The sequence below is a fragment of the Gordonia namibiensis NBRC 108229 genome, from assembly GCF_000298235.1.
GTDB lineage: Bacteria > Actinomycetota > Actinomycetes > Mycobacteriales > Mycobacteriaceae > Gordonia > Gordonia namibiensis.
In genome coordinates, this window is record NZ_BAHE01000035.1 from 36,728 (window position 1) to 56,113 (window position 19,386).

At 68.3% G+C, this 19,386-nt stretch carries 18 protein-coding genes; 12 read left to right on the forward strand and 6 right to left on the reverse strand.

Annotated elements, in window-relative coordinates; genetic code table 11:
- Positions 1-19: 19 nt before the first annotated feature.
- The 6 genes from rraA to GONAM_RS17165 all read left to right on the forward strand — a co-directional run bounded on the left by rraA (position 20) and on the right by GONAM_RS17165 (position 7,077).
- Positions 20-508, forward strand: coding sequence for a ribonuclease E activity regulator RraA (gene rraA / locus GONAM_RS17135; protein WP_040536790.1), 489 nt, complete (start codon positions 20-22; stop codon positions 506-508).
- Positions 509-568: 60 nt separating this feature from the next.
- Positions 569-2,122, forward strand: coding sequence for a succinic semialdehyde dehydrogenase (locus tag GONAM_RS17140; protein ID WP_006868022.1), 1,554 nt, complete (start codon positions 569-571; stop codon positions 2,120-2,122).
- Between the two features lie 58 nt (positions 2,123-2,180).
- On the forward strand, positions 2,181-3,401 hold the full coding sequence (locus GONAM_RS17145) for a PQQ-dependent sugar dehydrogenase (protein ID WP_006868023.1): 1,221 nt from the start codon (positions 2,181-2,183) through the stop codon (positions 3,399-3,401).
- 31 nt (positions 3,402-3,432) lie between these two features.
- Positions 3,433-4,284: an alpha/beta fold hydrolase gene (locus GONAM_RS17150; RefSeq protein ID WP_006868024.1), complete on the forward strand. Its 852-nt coding sequence runs from the start codon at positions 3,433-3,435 to the stop codon at positions 4,282-4,284.
- A gap of 246 nt (positions 4,285-4,530) precedes the next feature.
- Entirely contained in the window at positions 4,531-5,628 is a 1,098-nt protein-coding gene (locus tag GONAM_RS17160) for a ferredoxin reductase (RefSeq protein ID WP_006868025.1), read from the forward strand.
- A 42-nt stretch (positions 5,629-5,670) separates the two neighbouring features.
- Positions 5,671-7,077, forward strand: a complete 1,407-nt coding sequence (locus tag GONAM_RS17165) for a fatty acid desaturase family protein (RefSeq protein ID WP_006868026.1) — start codon at positions 5,671-5,673, stop codon at positions 7,075-7,077.
- 8 nt (positions 7,078-7,085) lie between these two features.
- On the opposite strand, the gene GONAM_RS17170 is transcribed toward GONAM_RS17165, so the two are convergent.
- Positions 7,086-7,688: a hypothetical protein gene (locus tag GONAM_RS17170; protein WP_006868027.1), complete on the reverse strand. Its 603-nt coding sequence runs from the start codon at positions 7,686-7,688 to the stop codon at positions 7,086-7,088.
- A gap of 98 nt (positions 7,689-7,786) precedes the next feature.
- On the reverse strand, positions 7,787-8,479 hold the full coding sequence (locus tag GONAM_RS17175) for a DUF6474 family protein (protein ID WP_006868028.1): 693 nt from the start codon (positions 8,477-8,479) through the stop codon (positions 7,787-7,789).
- Positions 8,480-8,595: 116 nt separating this feature from the next.
- Between GONAM_RS17175 and GONAM_RS17180 the strand changes: the two genes are divergently transcribed.
- Positions 8,596-10,242 (forward strand): TM0106 family RecB-like putative nuclease, encoded by a 1,647-nt coding sequence (locus GONAM_RS17180; protein ID WP_006868029.1) that lies wholly within the window; start codon positions 8,596-8,598, stop codon positions 10,240-10,242.
- A 47-nt stretch (positions 10,243-10,289) separates the two neighbouring features.
- Here GONAM_RS17180 and GONAM_RS22985 read toward each other — a convergent pair whose 3' ends face one another.
- On the reverse strand, positions 10,290-11,240 hold the full coding sequence (locus GONAM_RS22985; RefSeq protein ID WP_245548637.1) for a hypothetical protein: 951 nt from the start codon (positions 11,238-11,240) through the stop codon (positions 10,290-10,292).
- A gap of 346 nt (positions 11,241-11,586) precedes the next feature.
- Between GONAM_RS22985 and GONAM_RS17190 the strand changes: the two genes are divergently transcribed.
- The 3 genes from GONAM_RS17190 (at position 11,587) to GONAM_RS17200 (ending at position 14,060) form a co-directional block, all read left to right on the forward strand.
- Positions 11,587-12,162 (forward strand): helix-turn-helix transcriptional regulator, encoded by a 576-nt coding sequence (locus GONAM_RS17190; RefSeq protein WP_040536809.1) that lies wholly within the window; start codon positions 11,587-11,589, stop codon positions 12,160-12,162.
- A 183-nt stretch (positions 12,163-12,345) separates the two neighbouring features.
- The gene (locus GONAM_RS17195; RefSeq protein WP_040536793.1) at positions 12,346-12,858 is read left to right on the forward strand and encodes a hypothetical protein; all 513 of its coding nucleotides are present in this window, start codon (positions 12,346-12,348) and stop codon (positions 12,856-12,858) included.
- The gene (locus GONAM_RS17200; RefSeq protein WP_006868034.1) at positions 12,849-14,060 is read left to right on the forward strand and encodes an MAB_1171c family putative transporter; all 1,212 of its coding nucleotides are present in this window, start codon (positions 12,849-12,851) and stop codon (positions 14,058-14,060) included. Before GONAM_RS17195 ends, GONAM_RS17200 begins: the two co-directional genes overlap by 10 nt.
- Here GONAM_RS17200 and GONAM_RS17205 read toward each other — a convergent pair.
- The 3 genes from GONAM_RS17205 to GONAM_RS17215 all read right to left on the reverse strand — a co-directional run bounded on the left by GONAM_RS17205 (position 14,057) and on the right by GONAM_RS17215 (position 16,332).
- Complete coding sequence (locus GONAM_RS17205; protein ID WP_006358859.1) at positions 14,057-14,818, reverse strand: SDR family NAD(P)-dependent oxidoreductase; 762 nt, start codon at positions 14,816-14,818, stop codon at positions 14,057-14,059. The two genes, GONAM_RS17200 and GONAM_RS17205, sit on opposite strands and share 4 nt — an antisense overlap.
- A gap of 118 nt (positions 14,819-14,936) precedes the next feature.
- The gene (locus GONAM_RS17210) at positions 14,937-15,659 is read right to left on the reverse strand and encodes a TMEM165/GDT1 family protein (protein ID WP_006868035.1); all 723 of its coding nucleotides are present in this window, start codon (positions 15,657-15,659) and stop codon (positions 14,937-14,939) included.
- A gap of 151 nt (positions 15,660-15,810) precedes the next feature.
- Positions 15,811-16,332: a hypothetical protein gene (locus GONAM_RS17215; protein WP_006868036.1), complete on the reverse strand. Its 522-nt coding sequence runs from the start codon at positions 16,330-16,332 to the stop codon at positions 15,811-15,813.
- 178 nt (positions 16,333-16,510) lie between these two features.
- Here GONAM_RS17215 and GONAM_RS17220 point away from each other — a divergent pair, with 178 nt between their 5' ends.
- Both GONAM_RS17220 and GONAM_RS17225 read left to right on the forward strand, forming a co-directional pair.
- Positions 16,511-18,631, forward strand: coding sequence for an ABC transporter ATP-binding protein (locus GONAM_RS17220; RefSeq protein ID WP_006868037.1), 2,121 nt, complete (start codon positions 16,511-16,513; stop codon positions 18,629-18,631).
- Positions 18,628-19,380 carry an energy-coupling factor transporter transmembrane component T family protein gene (locus GONAM_RS17225; protein WP_006868038.1) on the forward strand — a complete coding sequence of 251 codons (753 nt, stop codon included), beginning with the start codon at positions 18,628-18,630 and terminating at the stop codon, positions 19,378-19,380. The genes GONAM_RS17220 and GONAM_RS17225 overlap by 4 nt, the downstream gene beginning before the upstream one ends.
- The last annotated feature ends 6 nt before the right edge of the window (positions 19,381-19,386 follow it).

Below are 19,386 nucleotides of genomic sequence, written 5' to 3' on the forward strand. Positions count from 1 at the left end.
AACACCTAAACTGGTCGGCATGAGTGAGCTGACCTTCACCCCGACGGCTGATCTCGTCGACGAGATCGGGGCCGACGTCCGTAGTTGCGACACCCAGTTCAACCAGTACGGCGGGAACCGCGAGTTCGTCGGCCGCGTCACCACGGTCAAGTGCTTCCAGGACAACGCGCTGCTGAAGTCCATCCTGAGCGAGTCCAACCCCGGCGGCGTGCTGGTCATCGACGGCGACGCCTCGGTGCACACCGCGCTGGTCGGCGACATCATCGCCGAACTCGGCCGGTCCAACGGCTGGGTGGGGATCATCGTCAACGGCGCCATCCGCGATGCCAAGGCCATCGGCGGGATGACGATCGGCGTCAAGGCGCTGGGCACCAACCCGCGCAAGTCCACCAAGACCGGTGCCGGCGACCGTGACGTGCCGCTGACGATCGGTGGCGAGACCTTCAACCCGGGCGACATCGTCTACTCCGACGACGACGGCATCGTGCTCGTCAGTCCCGAGAGCTGACCGCCCGGTCCTCGACCGTCCATCGCAACACGTCCCGAGCCTGCACTGAGGAGACCCGAAATGCCGAAGCCCACTGCCGAATATTTCGCCCGTCTCGGGGCCCTCGTCGCGATCGACGACGCCGCGAGCCGTCCCACCCGGTCGGTGCTCGAGGCCTTCAGCGGCACCGAGATGGCCACCATCCCGGTCGCGACGGCGGAGGACCTCGAGACCGCGGTCGCCCGCGCGCGCCAAGCGCAGCAGGGGTGGGCCGCCCGGACCCCGGCCGAACGCGCCCAGGTCCTCGACAAGTTCTCCGACCTCGTCTTCCGCAACGCCGAGTCGCTGATGGACATCGCGCAGGCCGAGACCGGCAAGGCCCGGATCTACGCGCAGGAAGAGGTCATCGACGTCGCGATCACCGCGCGTCACTATGCGACCGCCGGACCCAAGCTGCTCGCCGACCGCAAGGTCAAGGGCATGCTGCCCGGCGCGACCAGCGTCCGGGTGCGCCACCTGCCCAAGGGCGTCATCGGCGTCATCAGCCCGTGGAACTACCCGCTGACGCTGGCCGTGTCGGATGCCGTCGCGGCACTCGTCGCCGGCAACGGCGTGGTGATCAAGCCAGACAGCCAGACCCCGTACTGCGCTCTCGCGCTGGCCGATCTGCTGTACCAGGCGGGTCTGCCGCGTGAGCTCTACGCCGTGGTCCCCGGACCGGGCGGGGTCGTGGGCCAGGCCATCATGGCGTCCACCGACTACGTGATGTTCACCGGCTCGTCGGAGACCGGCGCCGGCCTCGCCGAGCAGGCGGGACGTCGACTCATCGGTTTCTCGGCCGAACTGGGCGGCAAGAACCCGATGGTCGTCACCGCGAACGCCGACATCGCCAACGCCGTGCAGGGCGCTGCGCGCGCCGCGTTCTCCAACTCCGGCCAGCTCTGCATCTCCATCGAGCGGATCTACGTCGACAAGCGGATCGCCGACGAGTTCGCCGAGCGTTTCGCGGCATTTGTCTCGATGATGAAGCTTTCGGGCGCTTACGATTTCACCGCCGACATGGGTTCGCTCGCGTCGGCCGCACAGATCGACACCGCCGAGGCACACGTCCAGGACGCGGTCGCCAAGGGCGCCAAGGTCCTCGCCGGTGGCAAGCGCCGCCCCGATCTCGGACCGTTCTTCTTCGAGCCGACGGTGCTGACCGACGTCACCGACGACATGGTGTGCTACGCCAACGAGACCTTCGGGCCGGTCGTGTCGATCTACCCGGTCGACTCCACCGATGAGGCCATCAAGCTGGCCAACGACACCGAATACGGGCTGAACGCAAGCGTTTTCGCGGGCAGCAGCGCAGAGGCGCAGGCCGTCGCCGAACGACTGCGCGCGGGCACGGTCAACATCAACGAGGGCTACGCCGCCGCCTGGGCGTCGACCGCCGCACCGATGGGTGGCATGGGTATCTCCGGCGTGGGCCGACGCCACGGCGAAGAGGGCCTGCTCAAGTACACCGAGGCGCAGACGATCGCCGAGCAGCGGTTCATCGGCATCGATCGTGCTCCGTTGGTGCCCAAGAACATCTACCGTGCGATCACACCGACCGCGGTCCGCGCGTTGAAGTACCTTCCCGGCCGCTAGATCTCGATCTGGCCGTTTCGCCACGACCCGGCACCGGGTCGTGGTTACCGTGGCTCCTGTGACCCCGACACGTCGTGAACTCAGGAAACCCATCCGGTCGACGGCCCGCGGGCTCACGGCGATCACCGCCTCGGCGGTCGCGATCGCCGGGGTGTTCGCGGCGGTGCCGGCGGCTCACGCCCAGGCGCCGCTGAAGGTGACGACGGTCGCCTCCGGGCTGACGATTCCCTGGGGCGTGGTCGTGGCGCCCGACGGGACGGTGCTGACCGGGGAACGCGCGGGGAGGTTCGTCGCCGTGCGGCCCGGCGGAAAGCGCGTCGACGTCAGGGCCGACCTGTCGAAGACCTTCGCGGTCCACGAGGCCGGGCTGATGGGACTCGCCATCGACCCTCGCTTCTCCGAGAACCGGCGGGTGTACTCGTGTCAGGCGGAATACACCGTGCCGGGCGCCTTCACCGTGCCCGAGCCACTGGCCGGCGCACCCATCCCGGCGCCGCAGACCGGCCAGACCACCAAGGTGGTGTCGTGGCGGGTCAGCGCGGACTGGACGCAGATGACCCGCGAACGAACGCTCCTCGGCAACATCCCGGTGAACTCGTCCGGCAGTCGTGCGGGTTGCGGACTCGCCGTCACCCCCGACAGCATCTGGGTCGGTACCGGCGACAACGGCATCCCGTCGTTTGCCCAGGACCGGAAGTCCCTGGGCGGCAAGGTCTTGCACATCACGCGCGATGGCAACCCGGCACCGGGCAATCCGGACCCCCGCAGTCCGGTGTTCAGCCTCGGCCATCGCAACGTCCAGGGAGTCGCGGTGGCCCCCGGTTCCGGCCGCGTGTACGCGGTCGAACAGGGGACGAGCCGAGACGACGAGCTGAACCTGATCGTCGCCGGCGGCAACTACGGCTACAAGCCGGACCGCACCCCGCTGATCTACGACGAGTCCGTGCCCATGACCGACACGCAGCGCGTCCCGGGCGCGATCGGACCGGTGTGGAGTTCGGGCAACTCGACGATCGCGACACCGGGCATCGCCTTCCTGCCCAACAGTGGCTGGGGTCCCTACAGCGGGGGACTCGTGCTCACCGCGTTGAAGGGCCAGCGTCTGGTCTTCCTGAAACTCTCCGACGACGGACGCCGGGTGGTCGCGAAGACCGAAGCTCTCGAGCAGAAGCACGGCCGGCTGCGGAGCGCTGCCGTGGCACCCGACGGGTCACTCGTGCTGACCACCAGCGACGGTGACGGGGCCGACCGCATCCTGCGGGTGCGCTGGGAAGGCTGACCGTGGCGACAGGTAACGGAACGAGCGGCCGGTGACGACCGAAAGGCTGACCACGTTCCGACGCGGTCCGTACACCTTCGACGTGCTCGACGCCGGTCCGCGCGACGGGGAACCGATCGTGTTGTTGCACGGATTCCCGCAGCGGGCGAGCTCGTGGGATCTCGTCGTTCCTCTGCTGCACGACAAGGGGTTCCGCACGATCGCCCCGGACCAGCGCGGCTACTCGCCCGGGGCGCGACCCACCCGACGCCGGGACTATGTCCAGGGAGAGTTGGTGGCGGACGTGCTGGCGCTGCTCGACGCCGCGGGGGTCGACGATGCGCACGTCGTCGGACACGACTGGGGTGCGGCGGTGGCGTGGACACTCGCGGCCCATCACTCCGACCGGGTGCGGACGTTGACCGCACTGTCGGTTCCGCACCCCGGTGCGTTCCTGCAGGCGATGCCCCGTGGACAGTTCCTCCGGTCCTGGTACATGCTCGCGTTCCAGATCCCGGCGCTGCCCGAGAAGTTGCTCGGGCGGTTGATGACCGCCCGGCCGGATTTCGGTGTGCGCATGGGACTTCCGGAACCGTTCGCCTCCCGCATCGTTCCGGACGTCGCGGAGTACGGGGCGTTGCCCGGCGCGTTGGGCTGGTATCGGGCGATGCCCATCCCAGACAAGAGGTCGACGCCCCGGCAGGTGCGGGTTCCGACGACGTACCTCTGGGGCGACCGCGACATCGCCCTGGGCAGGGTCGGTGCGCAACTGTGCTCGGGATGGGTCGACGCTCCGTACGACTTCGTCGTCCTGCCGGGTGTCGATCACTGGCTCCCGGAATCCCGGCCGGACGAGGTGGCGGCCGCGATCTGCAGGCGCATCGAGTCGTCGGCTGTCCGATAGGTCCCAGTTGTCGGAGAACGTATCCGGATTGATGCTTCGACCTGGGTTTAGATCCTGATCGCGTAGGTAATCCGGCCGATGTGAACCGATCTGATCGAGTGACCCACCCCGAGGCCCCTGAGGTCGTAGGGTCGGACCCAGATCGCTCGGAGGGTACCCATGGAGCAGCTCGTGGGAACGAAGAGGCAACCGACGACCGCTTGCGAGGTCTCGTGACACGAATCGAATTGCAACAAAGGCTTTTCCGTGGCTGAACGCGGCGCAACACCCAAGGTCTCCCCGCTGCGTCGAGGTTTCCTCGGCGCGATCCGGCACCTGTTCAACCCCCTGCACCCCGACGACTACCTGGAGCTGATCAACCCGCTCTGGACCACTCGGGAGCTGCGCGGGCGGGTCGTCGAAGTACGACCCGAGGGTGCGGACGCGGCAACGGTGTGGATCCAACCGGGCTACGAGTGGCCGGGCCACCAACCGGGACAATATGTGCGTCTCGGAGTGGTCATCGACGGGGTGTTCCATTGGCGCGCTTACTCGTTGACCTCCGACCCCCACCCTCGTGACGGTCTGATCAGCGTGACGCCGAAGCTGGTGGAGGAAGGCAAGGTCTCGCCCTACCTCGTCCGCGGCATCCGCCCGGGGGAGATCGTGCGGCTCGGTGAGATCGAGGGTGTGTTCACGCTGCCCGATCCGCTGCCGGAGAAGATGCTGTTCATCAGTGCGGGCAGCGGCATCACCCCGATCATGAGCATGCTCCGCGACCTCGACCATCGCGATCGGGTCGATGACGTGGTCGCGATCCACTCGGCGCACAGCGACGAGCAGGTGATGTTCAAGTCCGATCTCGAGTCGATGGACGAGCGGCACGACGGATTCGATCTGACGTTGCGCATCACGGGGCGGGACGGCCGGATCAAGGCGACCGACCTCGACGAACTGTGTCCGGACTGGCGTGAACGGCAGGCCATGTGTTCCGGACCCCGCGAGCTCCTGGACAGTCTCGTCGAGCATTTCGAGTCCGAGGGCGTCGGCGATCGAATCCATCTCGAACGTTTCCAGCCGATCATCGGCGGGAACGCGGGTGAGGGTGAAGGGGGCACTGTCCGGTTCACGCGCAGTGACACCGAGGTGACCTGCGAGCCGGGCCAGCCGATCCTCGTCGCCGGCGAAGAGAACGGTCTGGAGCTGAAATTCGGCTGCCGGATCGGGATCTGTCACACCTGCACCGGGGTACTCAAGCAGGGAAGTATCCGGGATCTGCGAACCGGCGAGGTGAGCTCGCCGGAGGGATCGAGCATCCGCATCTGTGTGAACACCGCCGAGGGAGACGTCGACGTCGACCTCTGACCGAAGGTCAACCTCTCCATCACTGACCGAAGGGACCAGAAAATGACAGCCACCGATACCGGACAGCGCGTGACCAGCCCGTTGGCGCACCTCGACCAGGCGACGCTCGACAAGCTCGCCGAGGAATTCGACGCCATCCACGACGAGGTCTACGGCGACCTCGGTGACCGCGACCGGCGCTACATCAAGACCGTGATCGCCACGCAGCGACAACTCGCCGCACTCGGCCGCATCGTTCTCCTCAACTCCCGTTCGAGGGGTGCCTGGGTCGCCGGGACCGCCTGCCTCGGCATGGCCAAGATCCTGGAGAACATGGAGATCGGCCACAACGTGATGCACGGCCAGTGGGATTGGATGAACGATCCCTACATTCACTCATCGGTGTGGGACTGGGACACCGCGTCCACGGCCGAGGCGTGGAAGCATTCCCACAACTACATCCACCACACGTTCACCAACATCCGCGGCTTGGACAAGGATCTCGGTTACGAGATCATGCGCATCGACCCGAACCAGAAGTGGCATCCGGTCTATCTGCTCCAGCCGTTCTACAACGTCCTGCTGACCGCCTTCTTCGAATGGGGGGTCGCGCTGCACGATCTCGACCTCGAGGCGATTCGTCGCGGTGAGAAGCCGATGTCGGAACTGGTCAAGGACCTCAAGGGCATCGCGGGCAAGATGCGCCGTCAGGTCGTGAAGGATTATCTCGGTTGGCCTGCGATCAGCGCAGGGGCATTCCTGCTGAGCCAGGCCGCGACCGGTGGCGCCATCCGGCAGCCGTCGACCTCACGGATCGGCAATGTGATCCGACGCCGCGCCGGCCGTCGAGGACGAGCCGCTGCGGCGGCGAAGTTCGCCGACCAGGTTCTGCCCGGCGCAGAGAGCACGTTCGTGCGCACCCTGGCCGCGAACTTCACCGCCAACATCATCCGCAATGTGTGGGCGCACGCGATCATCTTCTGTGGTCACTTCCCGGATCAGACCTACACCTTCAGCAAGGAAGAGGTCGAGAACGAGACCCGCGGCGGCTGGTACGTCCGGCAGCTCGTCGGAGCCGCGAACATCGAGGGCAGCCCGCTGTTCCACGTCATCAGCGGCAACCTCGGCTACCAGGTGGAGCACCACCTGTACCCCGACATGCCGAGCACTCGTTACGCAGAGGTCGCCCCGAAGGTGAAAGACATCTGCGAGCGCTACGGATTGCCCTACAACACAGGGCCTTTCGGCCAGCAGTGGGCACAGGTTCACCGGACCATCGCGCGACTGGCCCTGCCCGGCGGCAAGCCACGGCCGAAGCCCGGCGCCTACCACCGGCCGCCTCACTCCAGGGGAGAGCAACAGGGCCCCAGTGAGGCCGCACGGTTCCGCGGACGGCTGCCTGCCGACCACCCGAACGCCGGACCCGAGCACGAGTCGGGCGGTGTGCAGGTCTCACCGCCGCCCCGGTAGGACGAGTCTCAGCGCAGGACGCGCCGCAGCACCACGAAGACCAGCGCCGCCACGACCGCCGCCAGCCCCGCGTAAGCGGGGGTGAGGTTGGTCGTCGGCGGCTCGGTCGGCGTGCCGGAGCGCAACTGCGCGAAAGTGGCTCGCGCAGCATCGGATTCGGCGACGACATCGACCGGCGGGTGCGCCGGCGCCGGCGCGGGGGCGGGAGTCGCAGGCGAGGCCTCGGATACCGCCGGAGTCGCCGCGGCGGGCGCTTCGGTGACGGGCGGTGCCGACTTCGGCGGTGCCTTCTTCTCCGATGCCTTCTTCGCGGGAGCCTTCTTGGCGGGCGCAGCGCTCGCGGCCTTCTTCGCCGGCGCCTTCTTCTGGGCGGCCTTTTTCGCCGGTGCCTTCTTCGCGGCCTTCTTGGCCGGCAACTTGTCGCCGCCGGATTCCGCTGCGGCCTTCTTGGCAGGCGCCTTCTTGGCCGGGGTCTGCTTCGGCGCAGGCTGATCGGGAGCCGGAGCAGGGTCGGTCGCGGCCGACTCCGGGGGAGTGATCGGGAACAGGGTCGGTTCGTCGTTGTTCGCACCGTCGTCGGACGGCGTGACGTTCGGCTCCTGCTCGGTCATACGGCGCTCCCTTGCGTGTGTCCCGGGCGTGCGTGTGTCTCCGGGGTGTGCGCGCAGGGGAGACCCCCGACGCGACGCGTGGAACCCATCTTAGAGGTTCAGGATCGGACGCCGAGCCTCGCGAGAATGTCGGCGTCGATCGCGACGAGTTCGTCGTCGATCGACTGGTGAGCCGTCCGGCGCTGTGCGGCGGACATGCTCTCGGCCGCGCCGACGGCGACGTCCAGGTTGTCCAGACGCCGAGCCATCGCGGCGACGAAGTCCTTGGCGTCGGCGCTGGTGTCCTGCGCGACGACCTTGTCCAGGGCGGTGCGCGTCGTGGCGATCCGCGCGGACAGGGCCGCACCGTGGCCACTGAACTGGCGCAACACTTCTGGCGACACACCTGCGCGACTGGCCTGCAGCGCCGAGAGCTGTGCGCGGCCGGCGACCGCAGCACGGTAGGCGATCGGGACGGCGATGGGAGCCACGAGGCGCGCGACCGTGAGGTAGCGCTTGACGCTGGCCGGGCTGAACACCTTGGCGTCGGCGGCCGCCTTCGCCTCGGCACTGACCTTCTTGGTCTCGGCCTTGACCACCTTCTCCTGGGCCTTCGCCAACTGCTTGGCGGTCTTGCGCTCGGCCTTCAGATCCTTCTGCAGGTACTTGTGCTCGGTCTTGCGACGAGCCTTCTGTTCCTTCCGCCGGTGCTTGGCGTCGAACTTCGCCTCGAGCTTGGCTTTCGTCTTGAGAGCCTTGGCCTCTGCGCGGCGCTGAGCGCGAGACCTACCGTCGGAGGACAACAAACCCATCGAATGACCTTTCGCTGCTGCCGAGTGGACCGCTGCGGGCGTGGTAACAAGTACAAGCATGACACGTGGCCCGCCGGGGCCATGCGTCCGACTGCTCGAGCCGAGAAAGGGATGGCGTGGCCTCTGTGGTGTTGTCGCCGCGCGATCTGGCGGGTTGCGAGCACCGGGTTGCCCTCGACTTCGGTCACGAGGGCCGTCCCGGCACCGAACCCGACCCGCCCGGTGTGCAGCGACGCAAAGAGGCCGCGGCCGACCATCGGGCCGCGGTCCGTGATCTGCTCCGCGGCATCCACAGCGATCAGCCGGGTGCGTTCCTCGCCGTCGATCCGGAGTCGAGGGCCGCGGACCGGGTCGCCGCCACCATGAAGGCCTGCGACGCGGGTGTGGCGTGGATCTGGAATGCGGCGCTGCCCACCGACGTCGAGCACGGGCGTCGCGGCCACGCCGAACTCCTGGTGAGGGTGGGCGACGGTTACGTCCCGGTCATCGTCGTCAATCACCGGATAACCCAGCCCGCGAAGACCGCCCCGGATCCGAGTCGGCCGCCGAGCCTGGTCACCAGTCCGCTCTGGGGCTGGGCGCCCACCCCGGATCCGTATCGAACCGCCCGGCCCAACCGGCGCGACGCCCTACGCCTCGCCCAGCTCACCGCGATGCTGGTCGAGATCGGTCGCGCCCCGTCGACGGAGAGCGGTGGCCTGCGTGGCGGCGTGATCGGCGTCGACGCCGACTGCATCGTGGTGCACGACACCGGCGCCATGCTCGACGACTACCACGAGGTCCTGGACCGTCGTCGGGCGATCGCGGCGCAGCAGGTGCCGACCGAACCGCGACGCGTCGCCGAATGCCGGTCGTGCCCGTGGTGGGTGAAATGCGGTCCGGAACTGGAGGCCGTTCGCGACGTGTCGCTCGTCGCCACCGGGAACCAGGGCACCGCACTCATCGAGGCGGGCATCACGACGATCGACCAGCTCGCCGCGCACCGCGGGGATCCGCCGGAGAACTGGCCGGGCAGTGCGCGATTCGACGATGCGGTGATCGGTGCGATCGCCTGGCTGACCGGAACCGAACTCGTCCGGCGCCTGGACACCCCGCGGGTGTACCGCGCCGACGTCGAGGTCGACGTCGACATGGAGAGCTACGGCGAGCACGGTGCCTACCTGTGGGGCACGCTGCGCACCGACACCACCGCGCCCGACGAGCCGGTCGTGTACCGGCCGTTCGTCACCTGGGATCCGCTGCCCACGCGCGACGAGGCGAGGTCGTTCGCCGAGTTCTGGGCCTGGCTGACCGCCGAACGGCTCGCCGCCCGGCAGAGCGGGAAGACCTTCGCGGCGTACTGCTACTCGCAACAGGCCGAGAACCGTTGGCTGCTGGGCTCGGCCGACCGGTTCGCCGGCGAACCCGGTATCCCGACACGCCGCGAGGTGGAGGCGTTCATCGCCTCCGACGAGTGGGTCGACATCTACGAGGCCGTCGGTGAGAACTTCATCTGCCCCCGCGGCAAGGGTCTGAAACGGGTCGCGCCCGTCGCCGGGTTCGCCTGGCGCGATGACGACGCGAGCGGCGAGGCGTCGATGGAGTGGTACCGCGCCGCGGTCGCGCTGGGCGGTGGACGCCCCGATCTCGGACAGCGCGAGCGCCTGCTGGAGTACAACGAGGACGACGTGCGGGCCACAAAGGTGTTGCGGGAGTGGATCTCCGGGAGCGCCGTCGACGACGTCCCCCACGAACGCGATCTGCTGGCCCGGACCGACTACTGACCTGCCGAGGCGGTGGGATCAGGCCGGGGGGATCAGGCGGGGGACCGTCAGGAACGCAGGGTGCGCAGCGAGTCCAGGAACGATCCGCTGCCGAACAGGGCGACGGCGCCGAGCAGCATCAGGCCACCTGGGGCCACACCGACCAGGAACTTCTTGACCCCGGTCAGGATCGTGTCGGGGGACGAATCCGGCAATGCCTGAGCTGGACCGTCCGACGGTCCTCGGGGGTTCGGCACCGGCGCGGCGGACTCGTCGGAGTCGGGCGAATCCCCCTCCGGCGATCCGGCATTCGGGGTCTCGCCGACGCGGGGTGCCGATGCTCCGGCGCCTGCGGGTGCTCCGGCGCCTGCGGATGCTCCTGCGGCGGGTGCTGCCGGCGGTGCCGCTGGGGCGGGCGGACCGCTGGGGGCGGCGACGGTCGGGACGGCGTCAGGGGCCGGAGGCTTTCCCTCTCCGTCCCGCGGCGGGGTGGCGGCGCTCGGGGGCAGCGGAGCCGACGGCAGGTTCGGCCGGACGTTCACCGGCGGCGGGGGGATCACGATCCCGGTCGTCGAGGACTCCGTCGACGACCCGGTTGCCGAGGTCTCTGACGTCGCCGAAGTGCCCGAGCTCTCCGATGCGGAGGATTCCGGAGTCGAGCTCCCGGTTCCCGGGCTGCTCGTCGTGGTGGTTCCCGACGGTGTCCCGGTGCCCGACGGGGTGCCGGGCCCGTGGTGCCCGTGCCCGTGTCCGTGCCCGTGCCCGTGGTGCCAGGAGCTCCCCGGGTTTCCGGTGCCGGTCGGCGGGGAGACCCCGAAGTCGTCGTCGGAGTCGTCAGCATCGTCGCTGTCGTCAGCATCGTCGTCGGCACTGTGTGCGCCGTAACCGCCCGAGTCGGAATTGCCCGACCCGCTGTTCCCCGGTCCGGAGTCGCCGGAACCGATCGGGGCCGTCGAGGCGATGCCGGGAGCAAGAGCGAGGAACGCGATCATCGCCAGGGCGGCACAGAAAGATGCCACGGATCGACGCCGCCGGCGGCTGTGGCGAGGCGCCGGAATGCGGTGGGTCATCGATCGGCTCCGGGCGTACAGTTGTGTGTGAGGTCCAAGGGGGCGGGACGGGATCTCGACGCCCTCCGGGCGTCGCAGTGAGGTCCCCAGACCATGTGTCGTAAGCAGTCCGACAACGTGTTACCCCCCGAAATGTGAAGAACGCCACACTAACGTTCGTTACATCATCACCACAGGTGATACGCATGGCGTGCGACGGTCCGGTACGTTCTGACCGTACCGGTCGTTGCAACGGCCGAGTGCAGCGGGCTTTAATGTTTGCAAATTCAAGTTTCGCATTTCGGAGAAGATGGTCATGACTTCAGGAGGGGCGGAGAAGCCTATGGGCGACACCGGACGCACCGACTCCGATCGTTCGAGAACGAAGGAATCGGATGCACTCGATCCGGGGTTGTTCGCCCGGCGACTCGAGGAGCTTTTTCGGACCGTTCCCGGTCCGAACGGGAGGGCATACAGTGCCAAGGCGATTGCGGCGCGGTCGACGGAGCGGGGGTTCCGTCTGGGTGAGTCGTATCTGAGCCAGTTGCGATCGGGGAAAGCCAAGTCCCCGTCGTTCCGAACCGTCGAGGGAATCGCGGCCGCATTCGGGGTCGACGTGCATTACTTCCTCGAGGATCGGGCCGCGCAGCGCACCCGCGACGAGATCGATCTGATGCGGTTGCAGGCGGACACCAACGTGCAGTTGGCGGCATTCCGTCTTGCGGGACTCTCGAGCGATTCGGTCACCGTGGTGAACGAACTGATCAAGGTACTGCGCGAGCAGCAGGGGCTGCCGAAGGATCCGCCGGACGTCATCGCGGCGGGACTCAGCGACGAGAAGCCGTCGGCTGATTCGCGTCTGCGTGTGGTCGGGGAGACGAGCGAGGACTGACCCGGTTCTCGGCCTGACGGTCGAGAACCGCGTCGCACCGGTCGCCGGGCGTCGGACACGAGGATGGGCCGTGGGGTGTCGGCCCAACACCAGTCCGAACCGGTGACCGCCTCGTGGCGTTCTCTTCCGCGCTCGGTGGACACAAATCGCGTGCCCTTGCGGGGTCGTGGTTCGATTGTGCACATGCGTCGATCCGAGCGTGCTCTGGGGGTGCTGTGTCGCACCGCGTTGCGTGGACTCGATCTCGATCTCCCGCTGGACGTCACGCAGTTGTGTGACCGCTACGGCGAGCGACGGGGTCGTCCGATCCGGTTGCTGGCCCATCCGTTGCCCGCGGGTGTGCCCAACGGGATCTGGTTGGCGGCCGCCGACGCGGACTACTTCTTCTATCAGGCGAACACCTCGCCGTTGCATCGCGACCAGATCGTCATCCACGAGTTCGGGCATCTCATCGCCGGACATCAGATGCTGGCCGAGGTGTCCGTCGAAGGGCTGGCCGCACTCACACAGGACTCGTCGGACGCGGCATTGCGTCGTACCTGCTACTCCGATGACCGGGAGTGGGAGGCCGAGATGTTGGCGTCGATGATCCTCACCTGGGCCGAGGACGCGAGTACCGGCGTCGGGAGTACTGCTGCGCACGACGAGCTCCGGGGCCTCCAGCGTCTGCTGGGTGGGCACCGCGGATGGCTGTGACCGGGTCGGCCGCCACGGTCCTCGTCCTCGCTCAAGGCGTCGAGGCGGGTATCGGCATCGTCAACGCGCTCGCGGGCGTGGTCTTCGCGATCGCGTTCTGCTGGCGACTGGACCAGATCCGCCGGGCCGGCTGGGGACTCCAACCGCTGGCGATGATGGTCGCGGTCGCATCGCTGACCGTCGCCTTCGTGGTGGTCGACGAGACGGTGGCGTCCACGCTCAACACCAGGGGATTCGAAGGATTGTCGAGGGTGGCGTTCTACGCGCTCCTCGCGATCGGGGTGGCCGCGCTGGTCGTGGTGTTCTTCTTCCCCGACCGGGTGTCCCGCGAACGACGCGCAGGCTGGGAGGCGCTGCCGCTCGTCGCGGCGCTCATCGGTCTCCAGATCACCATGCTGGTGATCCCGGAAGAGATCCGGACCGAGACCATCAGCGAATGGACCGTCCAGAACTGGGGTTTCGCGCTCTTCATGCTGATCGCGAGCGGCTACCTCACATACGGCTTCCTGGCCTGCGTCAACAGTGTCCGGAAGTTCTATGCGACGGCCGACGGGTACCTGCGGGTGTCGCTGGGTCTGCTGATGGCCGGACTCGGGTTCCTGGCGCTCGGCGCGATCGCGCAGATCGTGTTCGTCGCGGTCAGTGCGACCAATGTCGCGAGGTCCCCGTGGCTCGTCACCACCAACCGGGTCCTGGCGATCATCGGGGTCGTGTCGTTCCTGCTCGGCATCAGCTACCCGATGGTCTACTCCAGGGTTCAGACCCTCGTGGCGAACCGGCGCCGTCGTCGACTCGACACCGAACTCCTGCCGTTGTGGCGCCTGGTCACCGGCGCGGTACCGGAGGTCGTCCTCCCCGGCACGGGGCAGCTGTCGCCGACGACGCAGCTCCACCGCCGTGTGGTCGAGACACGTGACGCGTTGACACAGCTCAGCCCGTATCTGCCGCCGGTGTTCGAGTACGCCCAGGCCGACGTGCAGGTTCGGTTGCTGCGCACCGCGGTGGCGGAGATGAGGGCGGCGGCCGACGGGTCCGGAAACAAGATCAGCGGCGCGGTCCGCGACCTCGCCCCCGCCGACGGCGAGGGTCTGGAAGCGGATGCCGCACCGCTGATCAGGTTGTCCGAGGAGCTGATGGCGACCGAGGGTGCCGAGGTGGCGTCCGTCGGTCGCTCAGCCGAGGACCGGGATCCGGGACTCTAGCGCGGAGCCATCCGGATCGCGCCGTCCATGCGGATGGTCTCGCCGTTGAGGTAGTTGTGCTCGACGATGAACTCGGCCAGCTGTGCGTACTCGTCGGGCTCGCCGAGACGCTGCGGGAACGGGATGGCCTCGGCCAGGGTCTTCTGGAACTCAGGGGTGACGCCCGCGAGCATCGGGGTGCTGATGGTGCCGGGGGCGATGGTGCAGACGCGCACACCGATCCGGGCGAGGTCGCGGGCCGCCGAGATGGTCATCGCGTGGACGCCGCCCTTCGACGCGGCGTACGCGATCTGACCGATCTGGCCCTCGAAGGCAGCCACCGAGGCGGTGTTGATGATGACGCCGCGCTGGCCGTCACCGTCGATGGTGGACTCCTCCGACATGCGGTTGGCGGCCAGCCGCATCACGTTGAAGGTGCCGACCAGGTTGATGTCGATGACCTTGCGGAAGAGGTCGAGTTCGTGGGGGCCGTTCTTCCCGAGGATGCGTGCGGCCCAGCCGACGCCGGCGCAGTTGACGGCGACACGCAGAGGTGCGCCGGACTCGGCGATCGTGTCGATGGCGCCCTGGACCTGCGCTTCGTCGGTGACGTCGGCGGCGATCAGGGTGACGCCGTCGGTGGGTGCTGCCTTGTCGATCGAGGCCTGCAGGTCGAGGCCGAAGACCTGTGCGCCTGCGGCGGCGAAGCGACGGGCGGTGGCTGCGCCGAGGCCCGATGCCCCGCCGGTGACCAGAACGGAAGCGCCTGAAACGTCCATGGGTGAAGTAGTCCTTTCGCGGTACCGATTGCCGCCGGACCCGTGTCCCGGTAGTGGACGACGTGCACCGGCGCGGGGTGCACGTTCACGATAGTCAGCTGTTGCGGGGTGTCCGCGTTCAGCCCTCGTGTACACCGAGCGAACGCTCGGGAACGGCTGCTTCGGAGTCGGAGTCGGCGCGGAGTCGCCGGTCGCGACGGATGAGGAACGTGCCCACGCCGATGATGACGACGGCCGCGGTGATGGTCGCGGCGATCATCGGGGTCGACGCCCCGGTCAGGCCGGTCGCGGTGAGCCACATCGCGAAACCGAAGAACAGTACGGCCGCACCGATCGCGATGACACGCTCGGGAAGGTGCTTGCCGAGCAGGACGCCCACGCCGATGGCCAGGGCGTCGGCGGCCACCATGCCCACGGTGGAACCGATCCATACGCCGAGCCAGTCGTGGTCGGTGGCCAGGGTGATGGTGGCGAGCATGGTCTTGTCCCCGAGTTCGGCGAGGAAGAAGGCCGACATCACGGCGAGGAACACCGAGGCGCCGACTCGCGTCGCGCGGTTCTGGTCCTCGTCGTCGAGGCGGTCGCCGTAGATCGTCCACAGGCCGAAGACGAGCATGGCGAGGCCGGCCAGGACCGACATGAGATCGGTCGGCAGCGACATCCCGAGGAAATGACCGAAGAACACCGAGGCGGCGTGGACCGCGGTGGTGGCGACGGTGATGGCGAGGAGGACGACCCACCAGCGGTACCGCAGGGCGTAGGTCATCGCCATCAGCTGTGACTTGTCGCCCAGTTCGGCGACGAAGATCACGCCGAAACTCAGGAGCAGGGCAGCAATCACGAACGCCAGGTTAGTGAGCCCTAACTGGCGAACGCAACTCGTCAGTAACCCGTATCTGTGCAGGTCGGGGGCACAAAACCTAAAGTTCGGCGACCCTGATCCAGACGTGTGGGCGACCCTGGGAGAACGCCTTCGCCGAGGCCTCGGGGCCCTAAGCTGCGAGAAGCATGGCGAGCACCGCGGTGTCCGGGTCGGCGTTGGGGTCGATGCCCACCTCGTTGCGGAGGTTCACCACCGTCCCGTCGGCCTCCGCCTCGGCCCAGCCGGCCCGGTGCTCGAGCCCGAGCTCGGGGAGCCCCGGCAGCAACACACATCCCGACGCGACCTCGGAACACTCCGGCAGCGACGGACGGGTCTGCGACGGCGGATGCAGCATGACGAGCGCCGGGGGATTGTTCAGGAACTTGCCGGCCTCGACGAAGCTGTCGTCGACGACGTTTCCGATCGCGACCATCATCCCGACCGTGTCCTCGCCGCCGTGCGGTGGACGTTGCTCGACGACGCCGAAGATCGTCGTGGTCGGGAGGAAGCCGGGCCGGCACGCGATCCGCACCGAACCGACGAGGGTCTGCGTCCACTCGAGAGTGGACTCCGGCCAGCGGCCCGAGATGAGGATTCCGTTCAGCGTGCCCTCATGCTGGAACGGGGTGAGTCCGATCGGAATCGACTGCATCGTGTCCTACCTCCAATCCGGGTGGGAGACCTGGTCATTGGGACCCAGGGCCGCCGAAGATCACCCGTGTGAAAAGAATCCACCGCAGGGACGAAACGGACAAGCCGAACCACGTTCTTGTGACGGTTCGTTTACATGCGATCAACCGACGGCTCCGGGACCCAGGCACACTGGACCGGTGAAGAACTCGCCCCCGTTGCGTCCGATGGAGTTCGCGTCCGTCGCGATCTTCGGCGGCCTGACCGTCGCCGCGGTGGTCATCGCCTCGGTCATCCCGCTGGCGCAGGCGGCCGGGCTACTCGCCCCGGTTCCTCTCGCCCTCATCGCGGCCCGTACGCGGCCGCGTGCACTGCTCACCGCCACGGTGGCGACCACGGCGGTCGCGTTCGCGATGGCGGGGACCGGCGCCATGGCCACCGTGCTCGGTTCGGCGCTGATCGGCGGGATCGTCGGCGACCTCAAGCGCCGCCGCCGCGGGCTCGGGGCGCTCGGACTGGCCACGCTGGTGGCCTCGCCGCTCCTCGGTGGGGTCTCCGTCCTGATCCTCTGGGTCCTGGTGCCCCTGCGTGAGCTGACCATCGAGGCGATGACGAACTCCCTCCACGGCGTCGCGAAGTGGCTGCGCGGGTGGGGGCCCACCGATGCCGTGGCCGACGCACTCGACTCGATGAGCCGCAGCATCGCCGGCCACTGGTGGGCGTGGATCTGGATCTCCGGAACGGTCGGCACCGCGATCTCGCTGCTCGCCGCCTGGTGGATTCTCGGCGGTGTGATCGCGCGACTGCGCGACGTGCCCAGCGAGGACACACTCACCTCCGACGGGCCGGCGTCCACCGCAACCGAAGTCGCGCCGCTGCCGATCGTCGCCGAACGTGTCGGCTTCGCCTACAACCCGGACGCGAAACCGGTTCTCCACGACATCGATCTGCGCATCGAGCCAAGTGAGTTCGTGGCGGTCGTCGGCGCCAACGGTTCGGGTAAGTCGACACTCGCGAAGATCCTGGCCGGCCGTGCCCCGACCACCGGCGTCGTACACCGCCCGGGTCTCGCCGGGCTCGGCGTACACGGCGGCACCGCGCTCGTCCTGCAGCGCCCGGAGATCCAGATGCTCGGTTCCCGCGTCGCCGACGACGTGGTGTGGGGTCTGCCGCCGGATGCCGACGTCGACGTGGAGGCGCTCCTCGCCGAGGTCGGCCTGACCGGTCTCGGCGACCGCGAGACCACCGATCTGTCCGGCGGGCAGCAGCAGCGCCTGGCGATCGCTGCGGCCCTCGCCCGCGATCCACAGCTCCTCATCGCCGACGAGGTCACCTCGATGGTCGACCCGGAGGGCCGCGGGCAGCTCCTGCATCTGCTGGCGACGCTACCGGCCCGACGCGGGATCGCGGTCGTGCTGATCACCCATCGCGGCAGCGAGGCCGCGGCCGCCGACCGCGTCATCCACCTCGAGGCCGGCCGGGTGGTTCCGCATCCGCCGCACTGGATGCCGGATCCCCACCTCGACCTCGACCATGCTTCGCCGACCGCATCGTCGACGTCCCTCGCGGCACCGGGGCCGCACATCGGCGGGCCGCTGCTGGTGCTCGACCACGTGGAATATGCGCACCTACCCGGGTCGCCCTGGGAAGTCGTGGCCCTCACCGACGTCACGCTCACCGTGTATCGCGGGGAGGGGTTGCTCATCGTCGGCGGCAACGGGTCGGGCAAGACGACCCTCGCCTGGATCATGGCGGGCCTCCTGTCGCCGCGCACCGGAACGTGCCACCTACTCGACGCCGCCGGAAAGTCCACTCCCGCAGCCGGTTACGACGCCGGGGAGCCGGTCACCGAGCATGTCGGCGCGGTCGGTCTGGGTTTCCAGCACGCGCGCCTGCAGCTGCAGAAGGTCACCGTCGCCGACGAGATCATGGCGGCCGGCGGCGAGAAGGTCGGGACCGCCGAGGTCGCCCGCGTTCTCGAACTGGTCGGTCTGCCCCGGCAGATGGCGGCCGGCAAGGTCGATTCCCTGTCGGGCGGCCAGATGCGTCGCGTCGTGCTCGCCGGCCTCATCGCCCGCAACCCCGACATGCTGGTGCTCGACGAGCCGCTCGCCGGTCTCGACCCGTTGGCCCGAGAGGAGATCGTCGCGCTGCTCGCACGCCTGCGTGCCGAGGGCATGACCATCGTGATCATCTCGCACGACTTCGAGTCGCTGGACTCGGTGTGCACCCGCCGCGTCCGGCTCGTCGACGGGCAGTTGCTGCCCGACACCCATCAGAACGTCGATCAGCCGTCCGGCTGGGACGGAGGTGCCCTATGACCATGCGCACGGTTCCGTTGCGGCAGGTCCCCGGCGATTCCTTCGTCCACCGGTTGTGGGCGGGAACCAAGCTGGTGATCGTGCTGATCCTCGGCATCATGACCTGGGTGCTGCCGTCGTGGCCGGCGTTGGGGATGGTGGCCGCGATCGTCGTCCTCACCGCGCTGATCGCCGGGATCCCGTTGGGCGCCATCCCCCGTCCGCCCTGGTGGTTCTGGGGGTTGATCGGTATCGGCGTCGCCTTCAACGTCTCGTTCGCCGGCCTGCACGGCGGGCTCGTGTTCCTCCGGGCGGTGACCCTCGCGCTCGTCCTGGTGGCGAGTTCGATCCTCGTCATCTGGACCACCCCGATGGCCGACGTCGCGCCTGCGATCGCACGGTTGATGCGACCCCTCCGGCGGCTACATCTGCCCGTCGACGAATGGGCCGTCGCAATCGCGTTGTGCCTGAGAGGGCTTCCGATGCTGATCGAGGAGCTGCGCATGCTGCGCGCCGCGCACAAGCTGCGGCCGACGGCCAAGGGCCGCAGCGATCATCCGTCGGCGGAGATGGGGATCATGGATCTCATCACGGCCGCCATGTCATCGGCGCTGCGTCGTAGCGCGGAGATGGCCGAGGCGATCACCGCCCGCGGCGGCACCGGTCGTCTCACCGCTCATCCGGCCCGGCCGGGACGCGCAGATCTGCTGGCGCTCATCGTGATCGCTCTCGCCTGCGGGGTGGCCGTCGCGGTGACGCTGGTCTTCTGACAAAAA